The 22,826-nt window shown below is 40.7% G+C and carries 27 protein-coding genes; 18 read left to right on the forward strand and 9 right to left on the reverse strand.

Going from position 1 to position 22,826, the window contains the following annotated elements; all coding sequences use genetic code 11:
- Positions 1-15: 15 nt before the first annotated feature.
- The gene (locus AC1DPK_RS30635) at positions 16-111 is read left to right on the forward strand and encodes an IS3 family transposase (protein ID WP_441878496.1); all 96 of its coding nucleotides are present in this window, start codon (positions 16-18) and stop codon (positions 109-111) included.
- Between the two features lie 100 nt (positions 112-211).
- Here the strand turns inward: AC1DPK_RS30635 and AC1DPK_RS30640 are convergent, their stop codons facing one another.
- A complete protein-coding gene (locus AC1DPK_RS30640) occupies positions 212-1,129 on the reverse strand; it encodes an aldo/keto reductase (protein WP_430061836.1) in 918 nt (305 codons plus the stop codon).
- A gap of 320 nt (positions 1,130-1,449) precedes the next feature.
- Between AC1DPK_RS30640 and csaA the strand changes: the two genes are divergently transcribed.
- Complete coding sequence (csaA, locus tag AC1DPK_RS30645; protein ID WP_441882001.1) at positions 1,450-1,779, forward strand: chaperone CsaA; 330 nt, start codon at positions 1,450-1,452, stop codon at positions 1,777-1,779.
- 49 nt (positions 1,780-1,828) lie between these two features.
- Here csaA and AC1DPK_RS30650 read toward each other — a convergent pair whose 3' ends face one another.
- Both AC1DPK_RS30650 and AC1DPK_RS30655 read right to left on the reverse strand, forming a co-directional pair.
- Positions 1,829-2,626 carry a polysaccharide deacetylase family protein gene (locus AC1DPK_RS30650; protein WP_477512617.1) on the reverse strand — a complete coding sequence of 266 codons (798 nt, stop codon included), beginning with the start codon at positions 2,624-2,626 and terminating at the stop codon, positions 1,829-1,831.
- A gap of 368 nt (positions 2,627-2,994) precedes the next feature.
- Positions 2,995-3,243 (reverse strand): hypothetical protein, encoded by a 249-nt coding sequence (locus tag AC1DPK_RS30655; RefSeq protein WP_076270138.1) that lies wholly within the window; start codon positions 3,241-3,243, stop codon positions 2,995-2,997.
- 366 nt (positions 3,244-3,609) lie between these two features.
- On the opposite strand from AC1DPK_RS30655, the gene AC1DPK_RS30660 reads away from it, so the two are divergent.
- The 7 genes from AC1DPK_RS30660 (at position 3,610) to AC1DPK_RS30690 (ending at position 10,864) form a co-directional block, all read left to right on the forward strand.
- The gene (locus AC1DPK_RS30660) at positions 3,610-4,515 is read left to right on the forward strand and encodes a cation diffusion facilitator family transporter (RefSeq protein WP_477512633.1); all 906 of its coding nucleotides are present in this window, start codon (positions 3,610-3,612) and stop codon (positions 4,513-4,515) included.
- Positions 4,516-5,063: 548 nt separating this feature from the next.
- Complete coding sequence (locus AC1DPK_RS30665) at positions 5,064-5,519, forward strand: GNAT family N-acetyltransferase (RefSeq protein ID WP_339208471.1); 456 nt, start codon at positions 5,064-5,066, stop codon at positions 5,517-5,519.
- Between the two features lie 198 nt (positions 5,520-5,717).
- Positions 5,718-6,416 (forward strand): NAD-dependent epimerase/dehydratase family protein, encoded by a 699-nt coding sequence (locus AC1DPK_RS30670; RefSeq protein WP_441882011.1) that lies wholly within the window; start codon positions 5,718-5,720, stop codon positions 6,414-6,416.
- Positions 6,417-6,631: 215 nt separating this feature from the next.
- The gene (locus AC1DPK_RS30675; protein WP_477512618.1) at positions 6,632-8,302 is read left to right on the forward strand and encodes a spore germination protein; all 1,671 of its coding nucleotides are present in this window, start codon (positions 6,632-6,634) and stop codon (positions 8,300-8,302) included.
- Positions 8,303-8,304: 2 nt separating this feature from the next.
- Positions 8,305-9,393: a GerAB/ArcD/ProY family transporter gene (locus AC1DPK_RS30680; RefSeq protein WP_441882206.1), complete on the forward strand. Its 1,089-nt coding sequence runs from the start codon at positions 8,305-8,307 to the stop codon at positions 9,391-9,393.
- Complete coding sequence (locus AC1DPK_RS30685) at positions 9,390-10,682, forward strand: Ger(x)C family spore germination protein (RefSeq protein ID WP_477512619.1); 1,293 nt, start codon at positions 9,390-9,392, stop codon at positions 10,680-10,682. The genes AC1DPK_RS30680 and AC1DPK_RS30685 overlap by 4 nt, the downstream gene beginning before the upstream one ends.
- Entirely contained in the window at positions 10,679-10,864 is a 186-nt protein-coding gene (locus AC1DPK_RS30690; RefSeq protein WP_441882019.1) for a hypothetical protein, read from the forward strand. The genes AC1DPK_RS30685 and AC1DPK_RS30690 overlap by 4 nt, the downstream gene beginning before the upstream one ends.
- 70 nt (positions 10,865-10,934) lie before the next feature.
- On the opposite strand, the gene AC1DPK_RS30695 is transcribed toward AC1DPK_RS30690, so the two are convergent.
- Both AC1DPK_RS30695 and AC1DPK_RS30700 read right to left on the reverse strand, forming a co-directional pair.
- Positions 10,935-11,123 carry a hypothetical protein gene (locus AC1DPK_RS30695; protein ID WP_339208474.1) on the reverse strand — a complete coding sequence of 63 codons (189 nt, stop codon included), beginning with the start codon at positions 11,121-11,123 and terminating at the stop codon, positions 10,935-10,937.
- A gap of 104 nt (positions 11,124-11,227) precedes the next feature.
- Positions 11,228-12,373: an MFS transporter gene (locus AC1DPK_RS30700; protein ID WP_477512620.1), complete on the reverse strand. Its 1,146-nt coding sequence runs from the start codon at positions 12,371-12,373 to the stop codon at positions 11,228-11,230.
- 118 nt (positions 12,374-12,491) lie between these two features.
- Between AC1DPK_RS30700 and AC1DPK_RS30705 the strand changes: the two genes are divergently transcribed.
- Together AC1DPK_RS30705 and AC1DPK_RS30710 are read left to right on the forward strand one after the other, a co-directional pair.
- The gene (locus tag AC1DPK_RS30705; RefSeq protein WP_441882025.1) at positions 12,492-13,361 is read left to right on the forward strand and encodes a LysR substrate-binding domain-containing protein; all 870 of its coding nucleotides are present in this window, start codon (positions 12,492-12,494) and stop codon (positions 13,359-13,361) included.
- A gap of 81 nt (positions 13,362-13,442) precedes the next feature.
- A complete protein-coding gene (locus AC1DPK_RS30710; protein WP_477512621.1) occupies positions 13,443-13,961 on the forward strand; it encodes a GyrI-like domain-containing protein in 519 nt (172 codons plus the stop codon).
- Positions 13,962-13,972: 11 nt separating this feature from the next.
- Here AC1DPK_RS30710 and AC1DPK_RS30715 read toward each other — a convergent pair whose 3' ends face one another.
- Genes AC1DPK_RS30715 through AC1DPK_RS30730 form a run of 4 tightly spaced genes read right to left on the reverse strand, consistent with a single transcriptional unit; the run spans position 13,973 to position 17,703 of the window.
- Positions 13,973-15,025: a Ger(x)C family spore germination protein gene (locus AC1DPK_RS30715; RefSeq protein ID WP_441882031.1), complete on the reverse strand. Its 1,053-nt coding sequence runs from the start codon at positions 15,023-15,025 to the stop codon at positions 13,973-13,975.
- A 5-nt stretch (positions 15,026-15,030) separates the two neighbouring features.
- Positions 15,031-16,092, reverse strand: coding sequence for a GerAB/ArcD/ProY family transporter (locus AC1DPK_RS30720; RefSeq protein ID WP_477512622.1), 1,062 nt, complete (start codon positions 16,090-16,092; stop codon positions 15,031-15,033).
- A complete protein-coding gene (locus AC1DPK_RS30725) occupies positions 16,085-17,431 on the reverse strand; it encodes a spore germination protein (RefSeq protein WP_477512623.1) in 1,347 nt (448 codons plus the stop codon). Before AC1DPK_RS30725 ends, AC1DPK_RS30720 begins: the two co-directional genes overlap by 8 nt.
- Before the next feature lie 56 nt (positions 17,432-17,487).
- Entirely contained in the window at positions 17,488-17,703 is a 216-nt protein-coding gene (locus AC1DPK_RS30730; protein WP_339208485.1) for an alpha/beta-type small acid-soluble spore protein, read from the reverse strand.
- Between the two features lie 181 nt (positions 17,704-17,884).
- Between AC1DPK_RS30730 and AC1DPK_RS30735 the strand changes: the two genes are divergently transcribed.
- From AC1DPK_RS30735 to AC1DPK_RS30765, 7 genes are all read left to right on the forward strand, one after another.
- On the forward strand, positions 17,885-18,433 hold the full coding sequence (locus tag AC1DPK_RS30735) for a GNAT family N-acetyltransferase (protein ID WP_477512624.1): 549 nt from the start codon (positions 17,885-17,887) through the stop codon (positions 18,431-18,433).
- 147 nt (positions 18,434-18,580) lie between these two features.
- Positions 18,581-19,300, forward strand: coding sequence for an MORN repeat-containing protein (locus tag AC1DPK_RS30740; RefSeq protein WP_441882043.1), 720 nt, complete (start codon positions 18,581-18,583; stop codon positions 19,298-19,300).
- Positions 19,301-19,480: 180 nt separating this feature from the next.
- A complete protein-coding gene (locus AC1DPK_RS30745; protein WP_441882046.1) occupies positions 19,481-19,747 on the forward strand; it encodes a hypothetical protein in 267 nt (88 codons plus the stop codon).
- A 190-nt stretch (positions 19,748-19,937) separates the two neighbouring features.
- Complete coding sequence (locus AC1DPK_RS30750; protein ID WP_441882049.1) at positions 19,938-20,555, forward strand: cyclase family protein; 618 nt, start codon at positions 19,938-19,940, stop codon at positions 20,553-20,555.
- A 63-nt stretch (positions 20,556-20,618) separates the two neighbouring features.
- Positions 20,619-21,308: a metal-dependent hydrolase gene (locus tag AC1DPK_RS30755; RefSeq protein ID WP_339208493.1), complete on the forward strand. Its 690-nt coding sequence runs from the start codon at positions 20,619-20,621 to the stop codon at positions 21,306-21,308.
- Positions 21,305-21,559, forward strand: coding sequence for a hypothetical protein (locus tag AC1DPK_RS30760; RefSeq protein ID WP_477512625.1), 255 nt, complete (start codon positions 21,305-21,307; stop codon positions 21,557-21,559). Before AC1DPK_RS30755 ends, AC1DPK_RS30760 begins: the two co-directional genes overlap by 4 nt.
- Positions 21,560-21,780: 221 nt before the next feature.
- Positions 21,781-22,659, forward strand: a complete 879-nt coding sequence (locus AC1DPK_RS30765) for a TolB family protein (protein ID WP_477512626.1) — start codon at positions 21,781-21,783, stop codon at positions 22,657-22,659.
- The last annotated feature ends 167 nt before the right edge of the window (positions 22,660-22,826 follow it).

A 22,826-nucleotide genomic window follows, 5' to 3' on the forward strand; every position in this document is an offset into this window, starting at 1 on the left:
GAGGCACAAAGGAGAATTGAAGAATATTTGCATTTCTATAATAACGAGCGACCGCAGAGAAAACTAAAAAAACTGACGCCTGTTGCTTACAGACGTCAGCTTTCTGCCTAGGTGTTTTTTGCAATGTCTACAAATAGGGGTCTTGACCATAGCGGCTTGAGGTTTCCTTGTTTTATAGTAGCAAGACGGAATATCTCACCCTATGCTTCTGTTAAGGAAGAATGTTTCCGGCAGCACGATAAATGGCATACCATTCTTCGCGTGTCAAATGAACTTCGCTCGCATTGCAGCAATCGTTCAGGCGGTCAAGATTCATTGTACCGATAACCGGTTGCATATGCGCAGGGTGGCGCAAAAGCCATGCAATAGCAATTGTTGTATTGCTAACATTGTATTTTTCAGCAATTTCATCGATTTGTTTATTCAATTCCGGGAACTTATCGTTCCCAAGGAATACGCCTTCAAAAAATCCATATTGGAAGGGAGACCAAGGCTGAATCGTAATATCGTTCAGTCTGCAATAATCGAGGATACTGCCATCACGGTGCACAGCAGCATCATTTTCCATATTTACGTTAAATCCGCTCGAAATCATAGTCGCGTTCGTAATGCTTAGTTGCAACTGGTTAGCGACTAGAGGCTGCTTCACCGATTTCTTCAGAAGTTGAATTTGCATTGGTGTTTGATTGGATACGCCAAAATGGCGTACTTTACCAGAGCTTTCAAGGCGATCAAAAGCTTCAGCTACTTCTTCCGGCTCGACTAATGTATCTGGACGGTGCAAAAGCAGAATGTCCAAGTAATCCGTTCTCAGTCGCTTCAAAATTGCATCTACCGATTCTAAAATATGTTCTTTGGAGAAATCGAACATGCCAGGACGAATGCCGCATTTTGATTGTAAAATAATCTTCTCGCGAACTTCATCGTTCATATGAATAGCATCTGCGAATATTTCCTCACAAGTTCCACCGCCATAAATATCAGCATGGTCAAAGAAATTCGCACCTTTATCTAGCGCCGTCTGAACAAAACGTTCGGCACCGGTCTTGTCCAGCGAATTAATACGCATGCAACCGACTGCAATCACCGGCACCTCTAGTGTACTGCTTCCAAGCTTCATCGTCCTCATGATTTAAGTCCTCCTTCGAGATTGGTTAGCTTTGTTTAATGGATTCATCGCAAATAGAAGAGTGTTCTATTTGTTGCTGCACAAACTATGTAAACGCCTTCCTAAAACAATTGTGCCTTATGATTGTCTCACAAAAGGCCGCCGTATTTCAATGTTTACAAAAAGGATAAAATGATATATGTGTCCGCTGGTCGTGAGCACGGCATCTCTATCCATGCGGTCTGGTATTTACATACAAACGTGAATTCGGTATTCTGGAAAAATAGTTTCAACTTGGAAGGTATTTAATCACGACTTTTTATTAATTGGGGGCAGCAAATATGGTGACAATTGAGGATTTCATGAAATTAGATATTCGTATTGGTACGGTTATTCATGCAGAACCTTTTCCAGAAGCTCGAAAACCTGCAATAAAATTAGAAATCGACTTTGGGGATTTTGGTGTCAAACATTCATCGGCACAGATCACAGAACGGTATGAACCAGAACAGCTTATTGGCCGTCAAGTTGCCGCAGTAATGAATTTTCCTGTTAGACGTATTGCGGGCTTTAAATCCGAGGTGCTTGTCATTGGTGGAGTCCCATCGGAGGGTGATGTAGTTCTTTTAAAGCCTGATCAACCCGTTCCGAATGGGACGCCAATTGCGTGAGGAAGTTCATCAAAAAAAGAACAGGTTGCCGATATAATCGGCAACCTATTTAGCTTTCCACGTTCACACGTCGACAGCGATCGTAGCAATTAAAGTTATAGGGCTCCATGTCAGCTTCGATTTTTTTTGGTACATAACCATCGTTTGTTAAGTTGGTAAGAAGTTTAGTTAAATGCTTTGCTGTTTCTGGTAGGTCATGCATGAGCACGATAGGGGTCACATCATATTTCTCTAATTTTTGTATCTGAGAAATTGTCGTTTTAATATAATCTTTGCTTGAAATAGACCAGTCGCTGCTGTCCACGTTCCAATCCCACAATTTATACCCGTTGTCACTTAAAACCTTCCTGAATGAATCCGTTAAATAAGGTACACTGCCGTAAGGCGTACGAATTAGAACCGATGAGATGCCTGTAATTTTCTCAAGTGTTTTTTGAGCTTGATTCATTTCATCCAGCGCAGATTGTTCCGAACGGTAAAATCGATTTTTATTGTGTGTGACACCATGCAAAGCTACGGCATGTCCTTCTTCTACAATTCGTTTAACGATTTCTGGAGATTGTCGCATTTTTGGTTCCAACATAAAAAATGTCGCTTTCACGTGAAATAGCTTTAACGTGTCCAATATTTCATTGGTAGCTGAAGAGGGGCCATCATCAAAGGTTAAATATATCGTTTTATTATTTTTGTCATCATCGATTTCGGAAGGCTGCTTTACAGTAATTAAATTTGTTTCAAGTTGTTCATCTGTGTCATTTACAGTTGCTTGGATAGGATTTGGACTGCTGCTGCATGCAGATAATTGAGTAACAATGATTAAAATAATACAAATGGCAAGTTTTCGCATGATCTAATTCCTCGTTTTGTGTAAGATGTTTTGATTACGATGGTTCTTTTGTCCTTTCTTTTTGTACTGTGGCATATAACTTTGGGATGTCTGTTTAGTCAGTATAAAAAATAAAAGTGTCAGCACTATGGCTAACTTGTTTCTATGTTGTAAAATCTCGCAAAAATCGACATCAGCTACTGATTATTGAATTGTTAATTGGTAACACTATGTAAGAAGAAGGATGGACAGGCTATGGCCATCAGTGATGAAGCAGATGAATTTTTAAGGGGACAGCGGCACTCTGAGACTATTTAATATAAGTCTCATCATCCGTTGTCCCCTTTATTGATTGACCTGCTTTGATAACCAAATGGCTGTTATTAAATCTATTTACGTTTCTTTTTTAGAAATTTTCTAGTTAAATTAACTGATATTGATCTTAAATCAGAGGAATCGGTTGAATTCTGACCAGAATCGCTATTATCGCTGCCGCTGTCACTATCGCTGCTGCTAGAATCACTGCTGCTTCCTTTTCCGGCTATATTGGTTATATTGATGTTTATTCTGCCAACATTCCCAAAAATAATCGTGCCTTCGTTTCTTTCAATGATGACACGTCCCAATTCGCATCCCATAATAGCTCAGCATCCCTTTCTTTCATCACTATTTAAAGCAGCTTGACTGTAGATGGTTCTTACTGACTATTCTATGAATGAACGAGTAGATAGGTATTGGCTATTTGTAGAGTTACAGGAGCCTTTTTTTAGTCTAAAATCTGTTTTTATTATGCGATGTGGTATAAAAGATCTCATCCTATTGGATTTTTCGGGTTTTGCGCATGAGCAACAAAATTAGTTTATTCAAACTCTATTGGTGTCTGGGAAGATTTCTTACACGGGGCAAGACTGTTTCTCTAGACCCACATGAATTTCGTTTTGTATAATGACACGGTACCTTTAAGGCTATAGAAGATAGGAAGTGCTCAAGGATTGACTACTCAAATGGATGCAACGAACAAGCAATCAACTTTCGCGATTTGGAACAGCTTAATTAGCAACATTGTATTGACCGTCATGAAACTTACTGTTGGTTTGCTGTTTGGCAGCCAAGTGCTTATTGCAGATGGCGTTCATAACGCAGGAGATGTATTTGCAACTGCAGCAGCATTAGTCTCAATGATGATATCAAAGCGACCGCCGGATGAGGATCATCCGTATGGACACGGAAAAGCTGAGGTTATCGGAGCAGGGATTGTAGCGGTTGTACTTGTCCTTGCTGCGCTCTATATGGGCTATCACTCCGTAATGGCAATGATGGAACCGCCACATAAAGCAACACTGCTTGTCCTCATTGCAGCAGCCATTTCACTCGTATGGAAACAGTGGCTTTATGTTTACACTATGCGAATTGGCAAAAATACGAATAGCAGCGGCTTAATCGCCACTGCATATGACCATTTAGCGGATGTATACGCATCACTGGCAGCAGTTATTGGTATTGCTCTAGCCATGTTAGGTGAACATTACAATATTCATTTTCTAAAATATGGAGATCCGTTCGCAGGAATCATTGTTGCTTATTTTGTCCTAAAGCTAGCTATTCAAATGGGAAAAACCTCTGTTGACGTATTAATGGAGAAAAATATTGATGAAGTGAGCATGGAACAAATTTCAGAGCTCGTTAAGTCGATTCCTGAAGTAAAGCGAATTGACCGAATACGGGGTAGAGAGCACGGACATTACATTATTGTTGATGTAAGGGTAGGCATACCAGCTGAATTAAGCGTACAAGAAGGCCATGACATTAGCAGAAAAATCAAACGAGTGATTCAAGCGCAAAATCCGATGGTGGAAGAGGTTCTTGTTCATTTAAATCCATGGTATATGGAAAACACTCAGAAAGAGTAAAGGTAGTTAAGCCGATACGAATGCGGAAAAACGGGTGCTGTGGCATCCGTTTTTTTGTATGTTTTTCAACAGGATAAGGATGATAGAAGAATGAATGGTTCCACTCAGCTGTATACCTAAACGCAACAAAGGCTCGCGATTAGTCGTCTATCTTGTAATTGGAATATTTAGCATTCGGAGGGTATAGATGAAGAAACAATTAAAAGGCAAAGCCGTTGTAATCATTATTTTAATTGCTTGTTGCATTCCCTTACTTTTATGTTGGGGGTTGTATATCATCCTAAGTTCTCCGACGATGCACTGATTGACTCGAGATCTGTCATGATAAATAAATGATATTTTTGAGTTCAGTAAACTTCAGTTATAGACATTCTTTATTACCCAAGCTGCGAATAAGTCGTTTATGATGTGTATTGTAGCTATCTTTATAGAAGGAGTGATGCGTTATGAGAAATGACCTGTTTCAAATCATTGATTTGTTCGAGAGGTCTATCACTTAGGGAAATCCGATAGATGGTTTTTCCTGAAATACAGGGAGGAATCCAGGAATGATTACATTAAAGGCATTAGACATTAGTAATTGGGAACAATGTGCACAGCTTAAACCAAAACCAGAGCAAGAAAAATATATCGCACCTAATATTTATTCGATTGCTGAAGTGCAATTTTTAAAAGGATTTGTAACGAGGGCGATTTACAATGATGAGGTAATGATTGGTTTTACAATGTTTGGGCTTGACCCAGACGATGGGAACTACTGGATTTATCGGTTTATGATTGATGGAGCATTTCAAGGACAAGGTCATGCTTCTAAAGCAATGCTGCTGGTTATTGATGAAATAAAAAACGCAAGTGACCGAACGGATGTTATTGTCCTTGGATATAAACCGGAAAATGAGCGAGCAAGGAAGCTTTACTCAAAAGCTGGTTTTAAAGAAGAAGGTTATGCTCCTTGGGGAGAAGTACTTGCGAAGTATAGCTTCAAGCAAGCTGTTCACAAATAACGAGAATAAAATTTCGCACAGCAAAGGCTGCCGTCCTAAACGAGACGGCAGCCTTTGCTGAGTTCATATGAAAGAATGTTTAAGAATTATGATACCTAAATCATAATATCGATATGATTATTGCGGATGGATCGTTTAATATAAGCATAGGAGTGTCGAAGCTGTAACCAGCTCTGATTTTCAAGAGGAGGAATTGTGATGTCCATGCCGACTAGCGATACATTGGCGAGAAAGAAAGTTAGAGCCATTATTACTGGTTCTACTGGAATGGTGGGAGAGGGGGTGCTCCATGAATGCCTTAATCACTCTGAAGTGGAGCAGGTATTAGTCATAAATCGCAAGCCATGTGGCGTAACCCATCCAAAACTAAAAGAAATTATATTACCGGACCTCTTTGATTTATCTAGTATTGAATCCAGGTTAAGCGGCTACAATGCCTGTTTCTTTTGTCTAGGCGTATCGTCTGTAGGTATGAAAGAGGCTGAATACAGCAGAATTACATATGATTTAACCTTATATATAGCTAATCTGCTCTCCGAATTAAACAAGGATATGACCTTTTGTTATGTAACCGCGGGAGGAACAGACAACACGGAACAGGGCAAAAGCATGTGGGCACGGGTGAAAGGGAAAACGGAAAATGATCTTTTGAAACTGCCCTTCAAAGGAGCTTATATGTTTCGACCAGGCTACATACATCCGACAAAGGGATTAAAAAACGTCCATCGCTTTTATGGGTTGTTAACTTGGCTGTACCCTGTTTTGCGGCCTATTTTTCCGAAGCATGTCATTACGTTAAGAGAACTGGGCATAGCGATGATTCATATCGTTAACGAGGGTTATGAGACTTCCATATTAGAGAGTAAAGATATGGCGAAGGCGGCTAAATTGAAATAATGCTTTATGGATGTATAAACGAGAACGAAGCTGAATACATATTGGAAAACTTCCCTTCTGGCAGCATAGAGGGAAGTTTTTTTTTGAGCTTCTATCCTAAGAGGACCTTAGGTCAGAGCAGAATAACAATATCTGTAATTGTACATACTACGCTCATCTTAGACTGGGAAACTTAGGGGAACCACCTAAAGTCTTCCGTAAGGGAGTGGAATGAAATGAAAGCCAAAGGGAAATTAGGGAAATATTTTAGAGCTGATTTGTCTTTTGTCCAAAATGACTTTTCACTTGGAAACTGGGGTGGAGAAGCGGATCAAAATCTTGAGACCACGGAAGGCGCCACAATGCCTCAGATAAGTGATTACACTCAAGATTATGGACGTCTATCCCGAAGCCTCGCTGAAAATCTAGAATGGTTTAAGGCTCATTTCACCTATCCTCGCAATCGTGGTCTAATCGTTCGTGAAGTGACAGTAGGACAACATGGGCAAAAGGGTGCAGTTCTTTTCATGGATGGACAAGTAGATTGGAAGCATCTGGATCGTTGTGTCATGGTACCTATAATGAATATAGAGATGAAGCATGTTGAAGATCTGGATATAGATGTTCTGATGGCTGATACATTTAAAGATGGAAAAGTCACCTCAAAAGTGGATCTAGGAAGAATTACAGATAGTATATTGGCAGGCTCCGCTGCCATTTTATTTGATGACGTAGCTGAAGCGATACTCGTTGTGGTAAAAGGATGGGAAAAGAGAGCCATCGATACCCCGAGAACGGAGGTTGTCGTACGCGGTGCAAATGAAGGGTTTACGGAGGAACTAGAAACAAATTTATCGATGATTAGACGAAGACTGCGGACGCCAGACCTCATCGTGGAGACTGGTTTTGTAGGCACGCTCTCGCGGACAGAAATAGCGATTGTTTATATTAAAACGATTGCAAACGAAGAGCTTGTAGCCGAGGTTAGAAAACGTATTGCAAGCATTCGATATGATTACATCGGCGATAGCGGCACGATTGAACAATTAATTGAGGAGCATTCGAATTCGATTTACCCCAATATACTCAGCACCGAACGACCAGACTGGACCGCAGCACATCTTGCCAATGGTTATGTAAGTATTATGGTGAACAATTCACCATTCTCTCTTATCGTCCCAGCTCATTTTCCACTTTTCCTGCAAACGGTAGAGGATACTTATCTTCGTTGGCCATACAGCAGCTTTATCCGTACGATTCGCGTAATCGGTTTTTTTGTTGCACTCTATTTGCCAAGTATTTATGTGGCAGTCGCTAATTTCCATCAAGAAATGATACCGACGACACTTATGCTTGCTATTGCCGGTTCACGCGAGGTTGTCCCGATTCCGCTAGCTGCAGAAATATTTATGCTGGAATTGATGTTCGAAATCATTCGTGAAGCGGGCGTCCGGATTCCGAGCGTTATCGGTCCGACGATTGGTATCGTTGGGGCATTGATACTGGGGCAAGCCGCCGTACAAGCCAATATTGTAAGCCCGATCGTTGTCATTATTACGGCAACAACAGCGCTAGCTTCTTATACGATTCCGAACTATAACATGCAGTTCGCCACACGTATGCTTCGTTTCATTTATTTGCTTGCAGCGTCTTATCTCGGCTTGGTTGGCGTTGTTTTACTGTCATTATTGCTTTGGACTAAGCGAGCAGCGGAAAATTCGTTCGGCGTTCCTGTACTAGCTCCTTTTACACCTCATAGACCTAGCAGCGATTCATTTTTGAGAAAAGCAATCGATAAGCAAATTTATCGTCCGTTTTCGATCCGTCCCAAAGATGCGAATAAAATTCCGAGCAGTAAAGCGGCAGAAAGCGATGAGACGAACAAACAAGGGGATGCGCAGAAGTGAGAATGCATCACATTGGATTAAGAGAGGCTACTGCAATCGGCATTATTTTTATCATCACAAAAATATTTTTGCCTTTCCAAAGGTCTTTGGCAGAAGAAGGGGGCACCGCAGCTTGGATTATTATTATTATTGCGATGCTGTTCTGTCCGCTTACTTGGTGGGCAATTAGAGGGGTGATAAACAATGGTCCAGAAAATAGTACATTAATTACGGCTACGGAAGACATATTAGGCCCGATTTTGGGAAGTGCAGTTAATCTGATGTACTGTACTTTTTTCTATATGATTACATTCATCGTGCTTCGTGAATTTTCAGAAATCATATCCTCTGAAATTTTGCCTAGAACACCTCTTATGGCAATTCTACTTGCGCTTTTATTACCGATTGCCTTTATCGCACATACAGGAATCGAAGCCATTGGCCGAATCAGCTCCATAACTGTATTCCTCATTGTAGGAAGCGTTTATCTATTGCTAATCGGTGGTTTAATGACACATATGGAGCCCAAAGCTTTATCACCCTTATGGGGTACTGGTCGTTCTCATGTGCTTTTTTTGGGTGTAATTAAGAGCTCTTTATTTTCCGAGCTGCTTGTACTCGGATTTCTTCTGCCAAGAATGCGACATCAGAAGGACTGGGGAAAAGTGGCTTGGTGGTGTATCATCGTTTCGTCTGTCCTGCTGCTCAGCACAACGATATGTTATTTATTTATCTTTCCATATCCAACAGCTTCGAGAATTAACGTGCCATTAATGGAAATTAGCAAGCTGATAGTATATGGACGATGGCTGCAGCGCTTGGAAAGTTTGTTTCTCATCGTTTGGTTAATCAGCACAGTCGTTAAATTAGCGGTGGGCTTATATTGTACAGCTTCAGCGTTGTCTCAAATTTTTCACTTGCCAAGACATCGGCCGCTCGTGTTTCCGCTGACGATAACGATATTCAGCTTTGCCATGCTGCCAGACAGCGAGATGACGGCCATCGCTTGGGATCGGGACATTCTTAGAACCTATGGTTCAATCATTTCGATTGGTTTGCCTATGCTGACATGGCTGGTAGGCATCATCCGTAAAGGGAGGAGACCAGCGTGAGACGCTCATTTCGGATTGTAAACACCATAGTGGTTACAGTAACGAGCCTGATTTTTTTATCGGGCTGTTGGGATCGGCTGGACCCGGAAAATATGGCTTTTGTGATCGCAATCGGTGTGGATGAAGGCCCACAAAATGATTTCTTATTTAGTTTTGCTATTGCTGTACCAAAGCTCAGTGATATGGGTCAAAGCTCAGGCGGAGGGGGAAATAAAGTTGTCATTGTACATACCATTGAAGGCTCCAATATGGCTTCTGCACTCGCTCTTAGCCAAAGCTTTATTGCTCGCAGATTAACGCTTATTCACTCTAAAGCGCTCATTATAGGCGAAGGGCTGGCCAGAAAGGGCGTCATGCCTCTATTAAGTGAAGCGGTTCGTAATCGGGAATTTCGGCGTACCGTTAATATGATTACGGTAAAAGGGAAAGCAAAGGACTACCTGCAATTTGTTCAGCCAACGACTGAACAGGACGTTAGCTTCTGGTTTGAACTTGAATTAGATCCCAAAAATCAAGGCGGCACCATACCGAAGCAAGCGCGTTTTCATGAATTTATTATGGATGTCGAAAGCAAAGGCACAGGTGCTATTTCTATATTATCAGCTCCTAGGCCTGATGTTAAAAAAGGCAAAGCAAACATTTCTTCTGATGAGAAAGATCTGAATCCAGATGCCAAACAGCCTATTGTGAGTGATCAATATGCAGGGAAAATAAAACGTACAGGTGATGTTCCTGTAGAATTTTTCGGTAGTGCAGTATACAAAAGCAGCTCTTTGGTTGGTTATCTGAATGGATCGGAGACACGAATACTCAATATGCTTCGCGGGGAATTGGAGGAAACGACTTGGGATTTCCATGACCCTTCTGATAAGAAGCTCAATTTAAGCATGACGATGAATGCCGATAGACAAGCAAAGCTGAAAATAAAAAGAAAAGGTGATCAAGTTACCGCAATCTTCGATGTTAAATTGGAAGGAGAACTGATCAGCGTGCAAACAAAAGTGAATTATACCCAGCCGAATAATCGAGAAAAACTGGAGAAGTCCATTCAAAAACAATTGCATGAGGATGCCCTTAAATTGTTGAACAAGACCATTCATCAATGGAATGTCGATTGTTATCGGATCAACAATCGAGTGGTATCCACTTTTTCATCGGTGCAAGAGTGGGATGCTTTTAATTGGAGCAGTCATTTGAAGAAAATGAAGTATGAAGTTAACATTTCCTTTGTCATGCGGCGATATGGTGGTCAAGTAGGGCCTGCGATTGAAGGTGATCAGGTTTCATGAGCAAGCATGTTGTGTTGTTTACTATTTTAGGTTTATTCTCGATCTGGGGCTGCGTATATGTGGGAAGCCTTGCTCCTTCGCTTTGGAAGCAGAAAAATTTTAGAGGAGCGATTGGTGTAAGTATATTAGCGGGCATCACGTTAGTTGTTCCTGTTTTAGTCAGAATAATCGGAGAGGAATAAAAAAATAAGGCCTTTGCTAACTGCAGAGGCCTTATTTATATGGTTGCCGCAACATTAGTAAGCAATTTCTTTATCCAGTTACAGCATCTACTCGTGATTGATCAGCATTAATGCAGCGTTTGCATACCGTGATCGATGAGCCGTTTTTTGTCGCTCGCGGATAAAGCAATTTGATTCTAGTACGATTGCAAGTAGGGCAGGTGCCTCTGCCGCGTGATGGGAGGTTCCAAAGCGTTCGTCCTCTTTTTGATTTTGCCATCGATTATTCCTCCTTTCCGTTCAAGTACTAGTTAAAACAATTTGTTTCATAACTGTATTTTAATTCCTGTTCAGGTAGGTTTGAAAGATAATAAATGACTATAATTAAACTGTTTCTTTTTTGTCGCCTATCTTTAAACTAGCAGCAAGCAAAATGAAGATGATGAGCATTAGCACGGCTAGCGCCGGAGCAAAGTTATCAAATAGATCGGATGTGAAGCCGATAAATAGAGGGCCAATGCATCCTAATAAGTAACCGCCAAATTGCATGACAGCTGATAATGATGTCGCTTCTTCCGCACTTTTAGCCTCTTGAATTGGAATAAGGATTGCTAGTGGAAACAGACCGCCAGCACCAATACCTAGAAAAACAGCAGCAAACCATGGAGAAAAATGCAAAAGCAATAAAACAATTCCGATCAGTTCCGAAACACCGCATACGAGCAGCCAAGTTTTTCTACGGCCAGTTTTACTTACAAGCATTGGAATGAAGAAGCTAATAGGAATTTGAATAACAGTAAATAATGTAAGGACAAGACCGGATTGCGAATGGCTTAAACCTAACGATTGAGCAATGGGAGCGAGCCAAGCAGTTATCGAATAAAAAATAGCGGCCATACATCCAAAAAACAAGGTAAACAACTGTACACGTTTATTTTTGACGAACAAGGATGAGATCGGAATAACGGTTCTATTTGTTCCTTTTTTCTTTAATAGCGGGAGAAGCAATAGAGAAGCGGGCAGTGCCAGAATACCCCAGAAGCCTAAAGAGTATTGCCACGATTCATTTAATTTATGGAATAAAGGCACAGAGAAGCTGGATGCAATCGCAGCCCCAATGACCATAGCTACAGAATATACTCCTGTTATGCCCGGCTTATTTGGAAAGTGTTTTTTTATAAAGCCTGAAATTAATGGTCCTGCAATTCCAATTCCAATACCCGTGAATAGCGATGTCGTAATTAAGAAAAGACTGCTATTTGCGAATACACGAAGGGAAGTGGCTGTCAGGATCAAGAGCATAGCCACAAGCAATGACTTTTCTATTCCTAAATGGGAATTCAGCTTTATCGCCAAAACAGCAAATATCCCCATACAAAGAACGGGCAGTGTCGTCATCAAACTTACGGTGACCCCGCTCATTCCTAAATGGGATTGAATAATATCAAATAATGGACCGACCGAAGTAATCGATGGTCTTAAATTCAAGGATACAAGAAATATAACTAAAATAAGATACATATAACGCATAGGAAACATCCCCTTCTTGGTTGTTGCACTCATTATAGTTTTGTATTTATAATAGTTCAATACTATATATTCTATAGAAACGATAGCATTTAACTATCATAAAAGAAGGGATGTTACTATGGAAATTAGACAATTACAATACTTTCTTATGTTGTGCAATGAATTGCATTTCTCTGAAGCGGCATACAAATTAGGGATTTCACAACCGACGTTAAGTCAACAAATACGGGTGATGGAAGATGAGCTAGGCGTTCCTTTATTCGATCGGATTGGTAAAAAAACGGTTAAAACCGAGGCGGGAGAGCTTCTTGAAAGCTATGCTTTGAACATTGTTCAACAATTAGAAAACGCCAAAAAGGCGGTATCCGATCTTACCAATCTGGATGCTGGTCAATTGCGAGTAGCCGTGCTGCCATCGGATCTCGATTATCGATTAACTTCATTGCTCGTTGATTTCCACAGGGAACTGCCAAATACAAAGGTTCAAGTTATACCATCGATTGATATTTCAAATAAAGTGCTGAACAATGAGGTTGATATTGGTGTTGGTCTAGCGATTCAGTCAGATCCAAGGTTAACTCGTATTCCTTTCTATACCGAATCGTACAGCCTATACGTAAATAAAGAACATCATTTGGCAGCGCAGGATATTATTTTGCCAGAACAATTATTAGAGATCCCTTTTGTAATGTTCCCCAAAGGTTTTTATGGACGTGATTTAATTGACACATGGTGCAAAGAGCAAGAAATATCTATACACACCATTATGGAGACAGGGTCTGTTACATCTTTGTTTCAGCTCGTAACAGAAGGAATTGGGGCTACCATACAACCAAGCCAATTGATTGAAAGCTTCCGTTCGATGAATATCTGTGCGATTCCGATTAAACATTCACCGACGCGAGAGTTAGAAATTTTTTATCGCAATGATCGATATTTGAGTCGTGCGGCTAAAGTTTTTATGAAGCGGTTGGAACTGTTTTTTTGAGGAAGTAGTTGCAATTACGTTTACTTTTATGTAAAAATTTAGATGGAATTATTGATTGATAGGCTGAGAGGAGCGGATCATTTGAAAGAGGAAACTGAAATAGAGATGGTCGAAGTAGCGCCATTTAAGGCGCTGGCAGTGCGGACAGGAATGACGCCAGACAAGAGTGGTACAAGGGTGGCTTGGAGCAAGCTGACTGAACATGTGCCGCTGGACGATGAACGGCTGACTTCAGTACAATCAGCGTTTGTATTCATCCCTCAGCAGCAATGGGATAAGGAAGTGGATACACTTTGGGTCGGTCTTAAGGTTAAAGAGTTTGGCATCGTGCCTGAAGGCGTTGAAGCGCTTGAAGTTAGCGGTGGACTGTGTGCTAGCTCTCGCGTGTATGGCGATGAGACGAGCATGTGGGGTGTTTATGAGAAGATGTTCTCCTGGCTGGAGCAGTCACCGGACTACGAGCTTGATAAACGTGATGGTGTACTCGGCATGGAGACGGTTCCGCTCAAGCCAATCAATGCGTTGACTATTCCTTATTCAGACATCAAAACCTTCGATTTCACGATGCTCTATCCCGTTCGGCAGAAGCTGATCAAATGACAACTTTTTGTTTATTTGATATCACCGCTGTCTCTAATAATCACTTTAACGGTAAACTCTTGTTTTAGTTTCGGAAACCATACTGTTTTCCAGTTTTCGCTTTGATTCTCCGTCATCTTATTACGGTAATATTGTCCCAGCCCCAAAATATCCGATTTATGAGCTTGAAGTCTGCTGAGTAGATTAGAGTATCTCTTAAGCATTAAAGCTTCCAGCTCTTTTTCAACCTCTGCATTCGTAGGGTTTCCCTTCTCTTCTTCAATAACGCCTATTAATTTCATATGGCTCTTGATGTTTGGAGTGGAACCAGACCAACTCGCTTCATTGTGAACACGAGCGCTATCGATCATAACGGTTGCATTATTCATGAGTTCAACCGTTCCTCCTGAATATTGACCTTGGTAAAGGTTGTATATTAGAGTCTCTTCAATTGACATTTTCCCGACCATACGATCCCTGTTCATTATGGCAGAACCAAGGGACATAAAGGGCGTAGTAGCCCCTTTCGCAATAAGTGGGATTGCAGTATCCTCTGTTTGTACATACATTCCGCGGTAGGCTTCCCAAATGTGAATAATGGAAATATTCGGTGTCCAACCAGACTCCTTGCCAAAAAAATCATAAGCGGATAAACCGATATTCACCTTTTTCTTATCGTGCATTAGCTGTGAGAAATCTCCAGATACAATAGCGACTAATGCTTTCGGTGAAATTTCTCTTGAACGGATAACAAATTCGATGGCGTCTTTAATGCTTTTTCTTGCCGTGGTTTCGCTTATGAGCAGCAGCTTTAAGTGCAATAAATCAACACTTTCCTCTGCATGGGTTCGGAGCATATCAACAGCCTTGTCGATCGATTTGGCTTCTGCTTGCAGCGTTCTTGTTGAGTTGTTTTGTTGGCTTGGAATGCGTAAAAAAACTTGAACATTGCCCTCCTTGCCTTCCGTTATTCCCATAATGACAGGCAGCATACGTTTATTAATGTCTTTATTATTCCAGCAGCCTCCTAATACGGCGAAGCTGCAGCATAATAATATGAACGCAATAAGAGGCTTATATCTCATGCCAGCTACCTCCTTTTTACCATACCCATAATGAAAATAGCTAAAGGTATCGCGAAAATACAGTAAAAGCGGAACCATGTATCCATATTGATGAGAACTTGAACAGCATTCCAAGTGGGGAGAAACCCTGCAAGCGCAACGACTGAAATAGCGAGAATGATCACGATGACGGGTATAGAGGAAATGAGATAAAGCTTTTGAATTAATTGGATCATCATCCAAAGTAGAAGAGCAGCATAAACAAAAACAGAAATGAGCGTACAGGTAATAAAAAATAATGTTAGTCTATCAAACATAATCCAACTGATATCGATGGAATCCATGGATATGATGGTTGGGAATTGAAAGCGAGACGAGGTTTCGCGGCCGAATATAAAAAGCGGAATATAAACGAGAGCAATATAAAAAAATAGCAAACTCACATAAGTTAAAAAAATGGATTTGCTTTTTTTTAATATTGGATATTTATAGAGAGGGATAAATCCTAAGAACAAAAATCCAGAGTGTGCAATAAAACTCGAGTAAAAATCAGCGCTGGCCATGAATGAAAAGGTTTTATCTAACAGCGGATAACCATTCTTTAAATCAAAATTGCCAAACGAAGTGAAAAACGAAAAAAGTGTCACTGGCATACAAATGATAAAAAGAATAAGAGTTGCTCTTATGATCGTAAGAATTCCTTTCCAAGCCGCATATAGAGGCACGAGTACCAATAATGCAAGTGACCATAGCGGATATTCTGGAAGGAAGGTCACGGTCAGCATTTCGGAGTGAACCCGGAGAATGACACAAACATCGATAAAGAAGAACAGGAGCAACGGGGCAAGAATGAAGCGTGCAGCCCATTTTCCTGTTATTTCATTAAAAATATCGACAAGATCCATTTTTGGAAAACCAGCAAGACCTTTTAGATACAGCCACATTAAGATCCATTCCAACATAAATCCGATTAAAATAGGCTCCCAATGACCGCTTTTTGTAGACGCGATCGTTTTTTCAGGGAAAACTAAAAGAATGGTAGCAATATGAACTAAAAAAAATGTAGTTAATGGTGCGAATTTACTCATTAGAACCTCCAGATTTTATACTCGAGTTCACATACGGGTAGTGGAAAGTAGTCATACTTGATAAGTAAAAACAAATCCAGACGACCCCAACGAGCGTGCCTAGCAGGCCATAAACCGCGCTGATTAACAAAACAACGTATTTTAGGATTCGAATCATATACGCATTTTGGTAGCTGACTAACGTGAAATTGGCGATTGTTGTCGCAGCTAAAATAATGATTAATAAATTACTGACCAATTTTGCCTGAACAACGGCTTGGCCAAGTATAATTCCCCCTACCATCGTAGTGGTGGGTCCTATACTCTTTGGAAGTCTTATGCTCGCTTCGATAACCATCTCCAAAATGCCAAGCATGAACAAAGCTTCGACGAGTGCGGGATAAGGTACACCTTCTCTGCTTAGTGCCACAGATAAAGCCAGTTGAATACGAAGAACCTCTGGATTGACCGCAACCAAGGCAACATAAAGACCTGGTGCTAGAAGGCTTACGAACAATCCGAGAATCCGTACCATGCGTATGGTAATCATATAAACGAATGGATAGTTGCGATCCCCTTGCATACTCCAAAGATCGGTCACAAAACCAGGCATAGCCATTGCAAAGGGATGATGATCCAAAAAAATGATGATGCGGCCTTCCATTAAATGCCGAACGGATTCTGAAGGAAGCTCAGTTGAAAGGAATGGAGGGACAAGGCTGTACTTTGGCAATCCTAGCATTTTTGATAAATCTTGAATGCTTTCAATTTCAGTGTCTTTATGTTTCTCCAAAAGGGAGTTGATATGGTTTACAAATTTTTTTTGAGACCTGCTTTTTATGTAAAACATGCTGACTTGGCGGGGATTAAACGAGCCTACTGAATAAGAACTGACGATTAAATGATTGGCTGTTATTTTGGATCGCAACATGCCGATATTCGTATTGATATCTTCCGTAAACGCATCGAATGATGATAATAGTACACTTTCAGTTTGAGGGGGGCTGATCGCTCGGGAGATTTGCGGATGCAATAAATTAAGCATTAAAATGGTGGAACCGTCTTCAGAAAAGAGGCCAATTCTCCCTCGTAATAATGATTGTGCGATCTCATCTAGAGATTTCACATAAGCCCCTCCAAAAGTAGAAAAAATCTGATCGAAAACATCGATCGATTCATTGGAATAGAGCTCGAGCAGAAGCAAAGAATTTCTAGACTCATTAATGTTTACTAGAGATTCAAAATAGCAAAGTTGAATTTTTCTGTTATGAATGAGAAAATCCTCTTTGACGAAGTCTGAGCTTTCTTCGAAATATTGGTTTACTTGATCATATAAGTTCATGGATAATGGTTGATTCATGGTTTACCACCCCGTAGTTAAGGCCCTCCACAAAGCGGAGGGCCTTTGGCTGTTGTTTAGAAGTTGCGTTGACCTAATTGTTGTTCAGCAATTTGGACGAGCTTCTTCGTAATATATCCACCGATTGAGCCTGCATCACGAGTCGATAAATTACCGTTATAACCATCTTGCGAGAACTGTACACCTAATTGCTGTGCTGCCTCTGTTTTCATTTGAGAAATGGCTTGTCTTGCTTGCGGTACGACTAAAGTATTCGAACTTCTTCTGCTCATGTTTTATCACTCCTTCATGGGATGTAAGGTTATTATGGTTTGTAAATTGTAAATGTATGCAAGTTTAAAAACAGATTTTTCGAAAAAATTACAATGCTTATAAAGATGAGTATAATGAGTATTGCATTGATGCGGAAAATGGCATTTCATACACAAATAAAAAGCTTAGGAGTGATGGTTTGTGAAAGGTGAGAAAATATATCTGTCTCCATTAGAAATAAAGGATACCGAAGAGCTGCTTGCAATTAGACAAAGGAATTTTCATTTTTTTCAGCCATTTGAGCCTATAAGGCCAGAGCATTATTTTACGGTCGATGAACAGAAAAAAATGATTGAATCAAGCCTGCAAGCTGCGGCTAATGATCAAGGTTTTGTGTTTGGCGTGTTTCTTAACGAGTCGAATAAGCTTATAGGGAGAATCGAATTATCAGGCATCGCGCGAGGCCCTTTTCAAAATGCGTATCTGGGTTACTTCCTTGATCAAGAGCATAACGGCAAAGGTTATGCGACTGAAGCTGTATCATTATGTGTCCATTTTGCGTTTGATCAAATCGGCTTGCATCGTATTCAAGCTGGAGTCATGCCAAGAAACTTGCCATCGGTTCGAGTCCTTACGAAAGCTGGCTTTAGATACGAAGGACTTTCCACTAAATATTTGAAAATTAATGGCGTTTGGGAAGACCATGCGATTTATGCGATTATAACTGAGGATAGGGATGCTGCTCAGTAGAAATCCATCAAATAAAATGGGATTAAAAAGAGAAAATGATCCGCTTAGCCGAACATCATTTTTGGGAAATGTTTCAAATTCGCATAGGGTGTGTATTAGCCTAATAGAATGAATTTAAACAAACAAAGAATGGGGTAGTGATGTTCAATGAAAAAAATGTGTTCACTTATGCTAAGTTTGTTTCTGGTAGTCGTTGTTTTTGCAGGAACAAGTGGAGGAACCACCGCAGAAGCCGCTGTCAAAAAAGAGTATCTTGAAATTTCAAAAAACGTCGTATATTACGGACAATTGAAAAACGGCAAACCGCATGGAAAGGGAACAATGTCCTGGTACCAAACAAAAACGTATTCAGGTGATTGGGTGGACGGCAAACGAAGCGGGCTTGGTAAATTTGTGAGCAGATCTACAAGCGAAGGCACAGAAATTACATACGATGGCGCTTGGAAAAACGATATTAAATCAGGCAATGGTTCATTGAATACGAAGATTATCCGCTCGGATGGCAGTGTACAATCTCATAAGATCCAATTCGGTCAGTTTACGAATGACAAATTCACAGCAGGATATTCCGTATTGCATGTGAAAGATGAGCCAGCATATAGCTTTAACTACAAAGATGCAACGATGAATCTTCAAGTGATCGGTACGAATGTGAAGATGAAGGAAGCATGGAAAAATGGTACTTTCTCAACCATTCAGTTCATGAAGGGCAAAGTGATGAAGCATTACGCTGTCGCATTCAACGAAAACCCTTCTTTGGTAAAACAGAACAAAGCGACACTTAAATATTTACAAGGCATTCAATCACAAGTAAACACGCATTTGATTAAGTTTGAAAGCTTAGCTAAGCGGGTGCCTTTGGCTTAATGCATAATAGATTTTAAGCGGATGGCTCCTTATTTGAAGGGGCCATCCTTTTTTTAATCTTCCTTCACGTTTGTCAAGTACTACAGAAACATGGTACTAGGTGGATGGTGAGGTGTTGTGTATAGTTAATTTATCCATACAACGCGTGGAAAAGGTACTTCAGGAGGGTGAATAGTTGCTGTGAATACGACATTAATAAGAAATGGTGAGCTGCAATGGAAAGCATCCATCCTGAAGCAGCATGAAACATATGCCTATCAAGCGGCTTATTATTTGCTTGAAGATGAGTTCCTTGCAGCCAAAGCAGCGATGGATACACTTGCAGCATTGATTCGTGATGAAGCTTTTTTTGTTAAGGAAGCCGTGCTTCAGCAGAAGCAATTGAAACAATTGGTTATGAAAATATCGCTGGGCATTAAAGCTTCACACCTGCAAACTTCAATTTAACCAAATAACAATAAACCTCAAACTTATGCTTCACTCTCCTCGTTACTTGATCTAAATCAAATCAATTCTACGCCAAGTCCATTTTGGTTTTTTTCTCTCCCTGCCGTTAAAGCTCATTTTCGTAATCAACTCTGATATGATATAGTTTTTATGTAAGATAAAGACAATTCATGCAGGAGGATGTGGCAGTATGATCATAGACTTGACGCATATGATTCATGACGGAATGCCGGTATTTCCGGGGCACATAGAGACGACTCTGGTGCAAAGCAGTCATTTTCAAAGTGATGGGTACAATAACCACCAATTATCGATTAATATGCATGCAGGCACTCATATCGACGGCCCGATGCACTTATTGGACATTCAGAAATATATGACAGAAACCTCAGTCGAGCAATTTGTTGGAGATGGCGTGCTGCTGGATGTAACTGGAGCTGCAGTAGTCGATTACAAAGAAGAGTACGAAACACGTATTCATGAGGGACAGATCGTTATTTTACATACTGGGCACGGCGATTTTTATGGGAAACCTTATTATTTCAGCGATTATCCGGCTTTGACCGCCGATTTTGTTGATTTGCTTATTCGAAAAAAGGTGAAAATGATCGGTTTAGATACACCTTCGCCTGACCGCTATCCTTTTTCCATTCATAAAAGCTTGTTTGGCAGCAATATTTTTATTATAGAAAATTTAGCGAATGTGAAGCGGCTGATTGGCATTCAAGCCTTTGAAATTATAGCACTGCCGCTCCTTATTCAAGCGGACTCATCCATAGCACGAGTGATCGCACGCGTAAAAGAATAACGATATAATGAGACGTAAAGCAAGCCCAAGCTTTCAACTAAAACGAAGGAGGATGATGTTTTTATGGATATTATTTATCATGGACACTCTTGTATTCAATTGATCGCGGGGGATAAATCGCTTATTATCGATCCCTTTCTGAGAGGCAATCCGCTTGCCACTACGAAAGCGGAGGAGATAAAGACGGATGCCGTACTCCTCACTCATGCTCATATGGACCATATTTTAGATGCGGATCAGATTGCATTAAACAATGATGCTCCTGTTGTGGCGAACCCGGAGCTCGCGGCTTATATGTCATGGAAGGGTGTAAAAACGATCGGCATGAACATTGGCGGAACGTTAGATTTGGGATTTGCCAAAGCTAAAATGGTACAAGCGTTCCATTCCTCAGGGATCGTTGTCGAAGAGGACAAAACCATTTTGTACGGTGGCATGCCTGCCGGTTACATTGTAAATATGGAACAACTAAATGTTCTTCATACAGGTGATACCGCATTATTTGGCGATATGAAAATGATTGGTGACCGTCATTCGATCGATATCGCTTTTATTCCGATTGGCGATCATTATACGATGGGGATAGATGATGCGCTGCAAGCAGCAATATGGTATAACGCGAAGCTGGTTGTACCTGTTCATTACAATACTTTTCCTGTCATTCGCCAAGAGGCTGAAAGCTTCGTGCAGCAGCTGCAAGACAGAGGGATTAACGGAAAAGTTCTGAAACCAGGCGAGAAAATGACGGTATGACTAGGCATGTCATTTACATTGTCACATGTGTTCTTATAATCGTAATGTCAGTCGGTTTACTTTGGTACGCGCTATGGGATGCGAGTCAGCCCAAAACCGGACCTGTTGGCAACGGCGTTCATATGCCTACTTTCCAAGACTTATGGCCGATATACAGTATGATGGCAATGGGTGTTTTGAATTTGCTTGTGGCCATTATGCGTTATTTGGAATATAAGAAGACACAAGTGAAAGATGATGTAATGAAATAAGGCGTTTGAGAGTAAAAAGGATTGACAGCGATTTCACGTTTTGTGTATGATGTACCTGTTAACGCGTGTTCATAATGATCAAAACAACATAGAATTAAGTCCTATTTAAGAAATAGGATTTATTTTTTAATATGTATAAACACGTGTTCACGAATGAGGTGCCGTGATACAAGTGAATGCAGATTTTAGAAATTATACTTATATAAGGCGGTAGATATGAGATGGAAGCTGCACAAGAATCCCGAAATAATGAAGAGCGCACATTAGTCAGCATGCTTGAAAAGATCGATGTGAAAACTGGCGAACGCAAAGTTTTGGCTGAATTTAATCATTTAATTGAAGCGCCAAACTGGACCAAAGACGGCAACCATCTTATTTATAACAGCGGAGGTTTGCTCTACACCTTTGAGCTAGCAACTGGGGAAAGCAAGCTGATCGAGTCGGGGTATGCCAATCATTGCAACAATGATCATGTTTTATCACCTGACAATACGCAATTAGCGGTAAGCCATCACACGCAGGAGGATGGAAAATCACGAATTTATATATTTTCATTATCTGAAGGTTTGCCTGCCCTAATTACACCGTTAGCGCCAAGCTATTTGCACGGCTGGTCTCCTGACGGCGCCTCGCTCGCTTACTGTGCAGAAAGGAATGGTCAGTACAACATTTATACGATACCGGCTCACGGCGGGATTGAAGCACAGCTGACCGATACGTCTGGTCTGGATGATGGACCGGAATATTCGCCGGACGGCCTACATATTTGGTTCAATTCGACAAGAACTGGCTTGATGCAAGTATGGCGCATGAACGTTGATGGAAGCGAGCAGACTCAAATGACATTTGATGAGAGCAATAATTGGTTTCCACATGTGTCTCCCGATGGTGAATCCGTTGCTTATATTACTTACCGCAAGGGTGATGTTGAGCCGAACGATCATCCTGCCAATAAAGATGTTGAAATTCGTCTAATGCCAAGCAAAGGCGGACCACATGCTGTCATTGCTGAATTATTTGGCGGTCAGGGCACAATCAATGTGAACTCTTGGTCGCCGGATAGCCGCGAGCTCGCTTTTGTTAGCTATAAATTTATATAATTATTTTTGTTTGAAGGAGCGAATCCATACATCATTTAGAACGAATATATGCTTATAGTAGCATGACAATATTCCTGCTCTTCTCACTAACCGTGAAGGAGCGGGATTTTTGTTGTGAAATATTTTTTTTCGACTTCTTACTTCGACAACGTTTTATTATTCATGAA

It is taken from the genome of Paenibacillus sp. 01T424 (genome assembly GCF_056398745.1).

Coding starts and splice junctions, on each gene's coding strand:
- AC1DPK_RS30675 (WP_477512618.1), top strand. CDS start 6,632: ATGAAAGCCAAAGGGAAATTAGGGAAATATTTTAGAGCTGATTTGTCT.
- AC1DPK_RS30680 (WP_441882206.1), top strand. CDS start 8,305: ATGCATCACATTGGATTAAGAGAGGCTACTGCAATCGGCATTATTTTT.
- AC1DPK_RS30660 (WP_477512633.1), top strand. CDS start 3,610: ATGGATGCAACGAACAAGCAATCAACTTTCGCGATTTGGAACAGCTTA.
- AC1DPK_RS30705 (WP_441882025.1), top strand. CDS start 12,492: ATGGAAATTAGACAATTACAATACTTTCTTATGTTGTGCAATGAATTG.
- AC1DPK_RS30740 (WP_441882043.1), top strand. CDS start 18,581: ATGAAAAAAATGTGTTCACTTATGCTAAGTTTGTTTCTGGTAGTCGTT.
- AC1DPK_RS30700 (WP_477512620.1), bottom strand. CDS start 12,373: ATGCGTTATATGTATCTTATTTTAGTTATATTTCTTGTATCCTTGAAT.
- AC1DPK_RS30640 (WP_430061836.1), bottom strand. CDS start 1,129: ATGAGGACGATGAAGCTTGGAAGCAGTACACTAGAGGTGCCGGTGATT.
- AC1DPK_RS30725 (WP_477512623.1), bottom strand. CDS start 17,431: ATGAATCAACCATTATCCATGAACTTATATGATCAAGTAAACCAATAT.
- AC1DPK_RS30760 (WP_477512625.1), top strand. CDS start 21,305: ATGACTAGGCATGTCATTTACATTGTCACATGTGTTCTTATAATCGTA.
- AC1DPK_RS30730 (WP_339208485.1), bottom strand. CDS start 17,703: ATGAGCAGAAGAAGTTCGAATACTTTAGTCGTACCGCAAGCAAGACAA.
- AC1DPK_RS30650 (WP_477512617.1), bottom strand. CDS start 2,626: ATGCGAAAACTTGCCATTTGTATTATTTTAATCATTGTTACTCAATTA.
- AC1DPK_RS30715 (WP_441882031.1), bottom strand. CDS start 15,025: ATGAGATATAAGCCTCTTATTGCGTTCATATTATTATGCTGCAGCTTC.
- AC1DPK_RS30690 (WP_441882019.1), top strand. CDS start 10,679: ATGAGCAAGCATGTTGTGTTGTTTACTATTTTAGGTTTATTCTCGATC.
- csaA (WP_441882001.1), top strand. CDS start 1,450: ATGGTGACAATTGAGGATTTCATGAAATTAGATATTCGTATTGGTACG.
- AC1DPK_RS30670 (WP_441882011.1), top strand. CDS start 5,718: ATGTCCATGCCGACTAGCGATACATTGGCGAGAAAGAAAGTTAGAGCC.
- AC1DPK_RS30720 (WP_477512622.1), bottom strand. CDS start 16,092: ATGAGTAAATTCGCACCATTAACTACATTTTTTTTAGTTCATATTGCT.
- AC1DPK_RS30755 (WP_339208493.1), top strand. CDS start 20,619: ATGGATATTATTTATCATGGACACTCTTGTATTCAATTGATCGCGGGG.
- AC1DPK_RS30655 (WP_076270138.1), bottom strand. CDS start 3,243: ATGGGATGCGAATTGGGACGTGTCATCATTGAAAGAAACGAAGGCACG.
- AC1DPK_RS30750 (WP_441882049.1), top strand. CDS start 19,938: ATGATCATAGACTTGACGCATATGATTCATGACGGAATGCCGGTATTT.
- AC1DPK_RS30665 (WP_339208471.1), top strand. CDS start 5,064: ATGATTACATTAAAGGCATTAGACATTAGTAATTGGGAACAATGTGCA.
- AC1DPK_RS30695 (WP_339208474.1), bottom strand. CDS start 11,123: ATGGCAAAATCAAAAAGAGGACGAACGCTTTGGAACCTCCCATCACGC.
- AC1DPK_RS30765 (WP_477512626.1), top strand. CDS start 21,781: ATGGAAGCTGCACAAGAATCCCGAAATAATGAAGAGCGCACATTAGTC.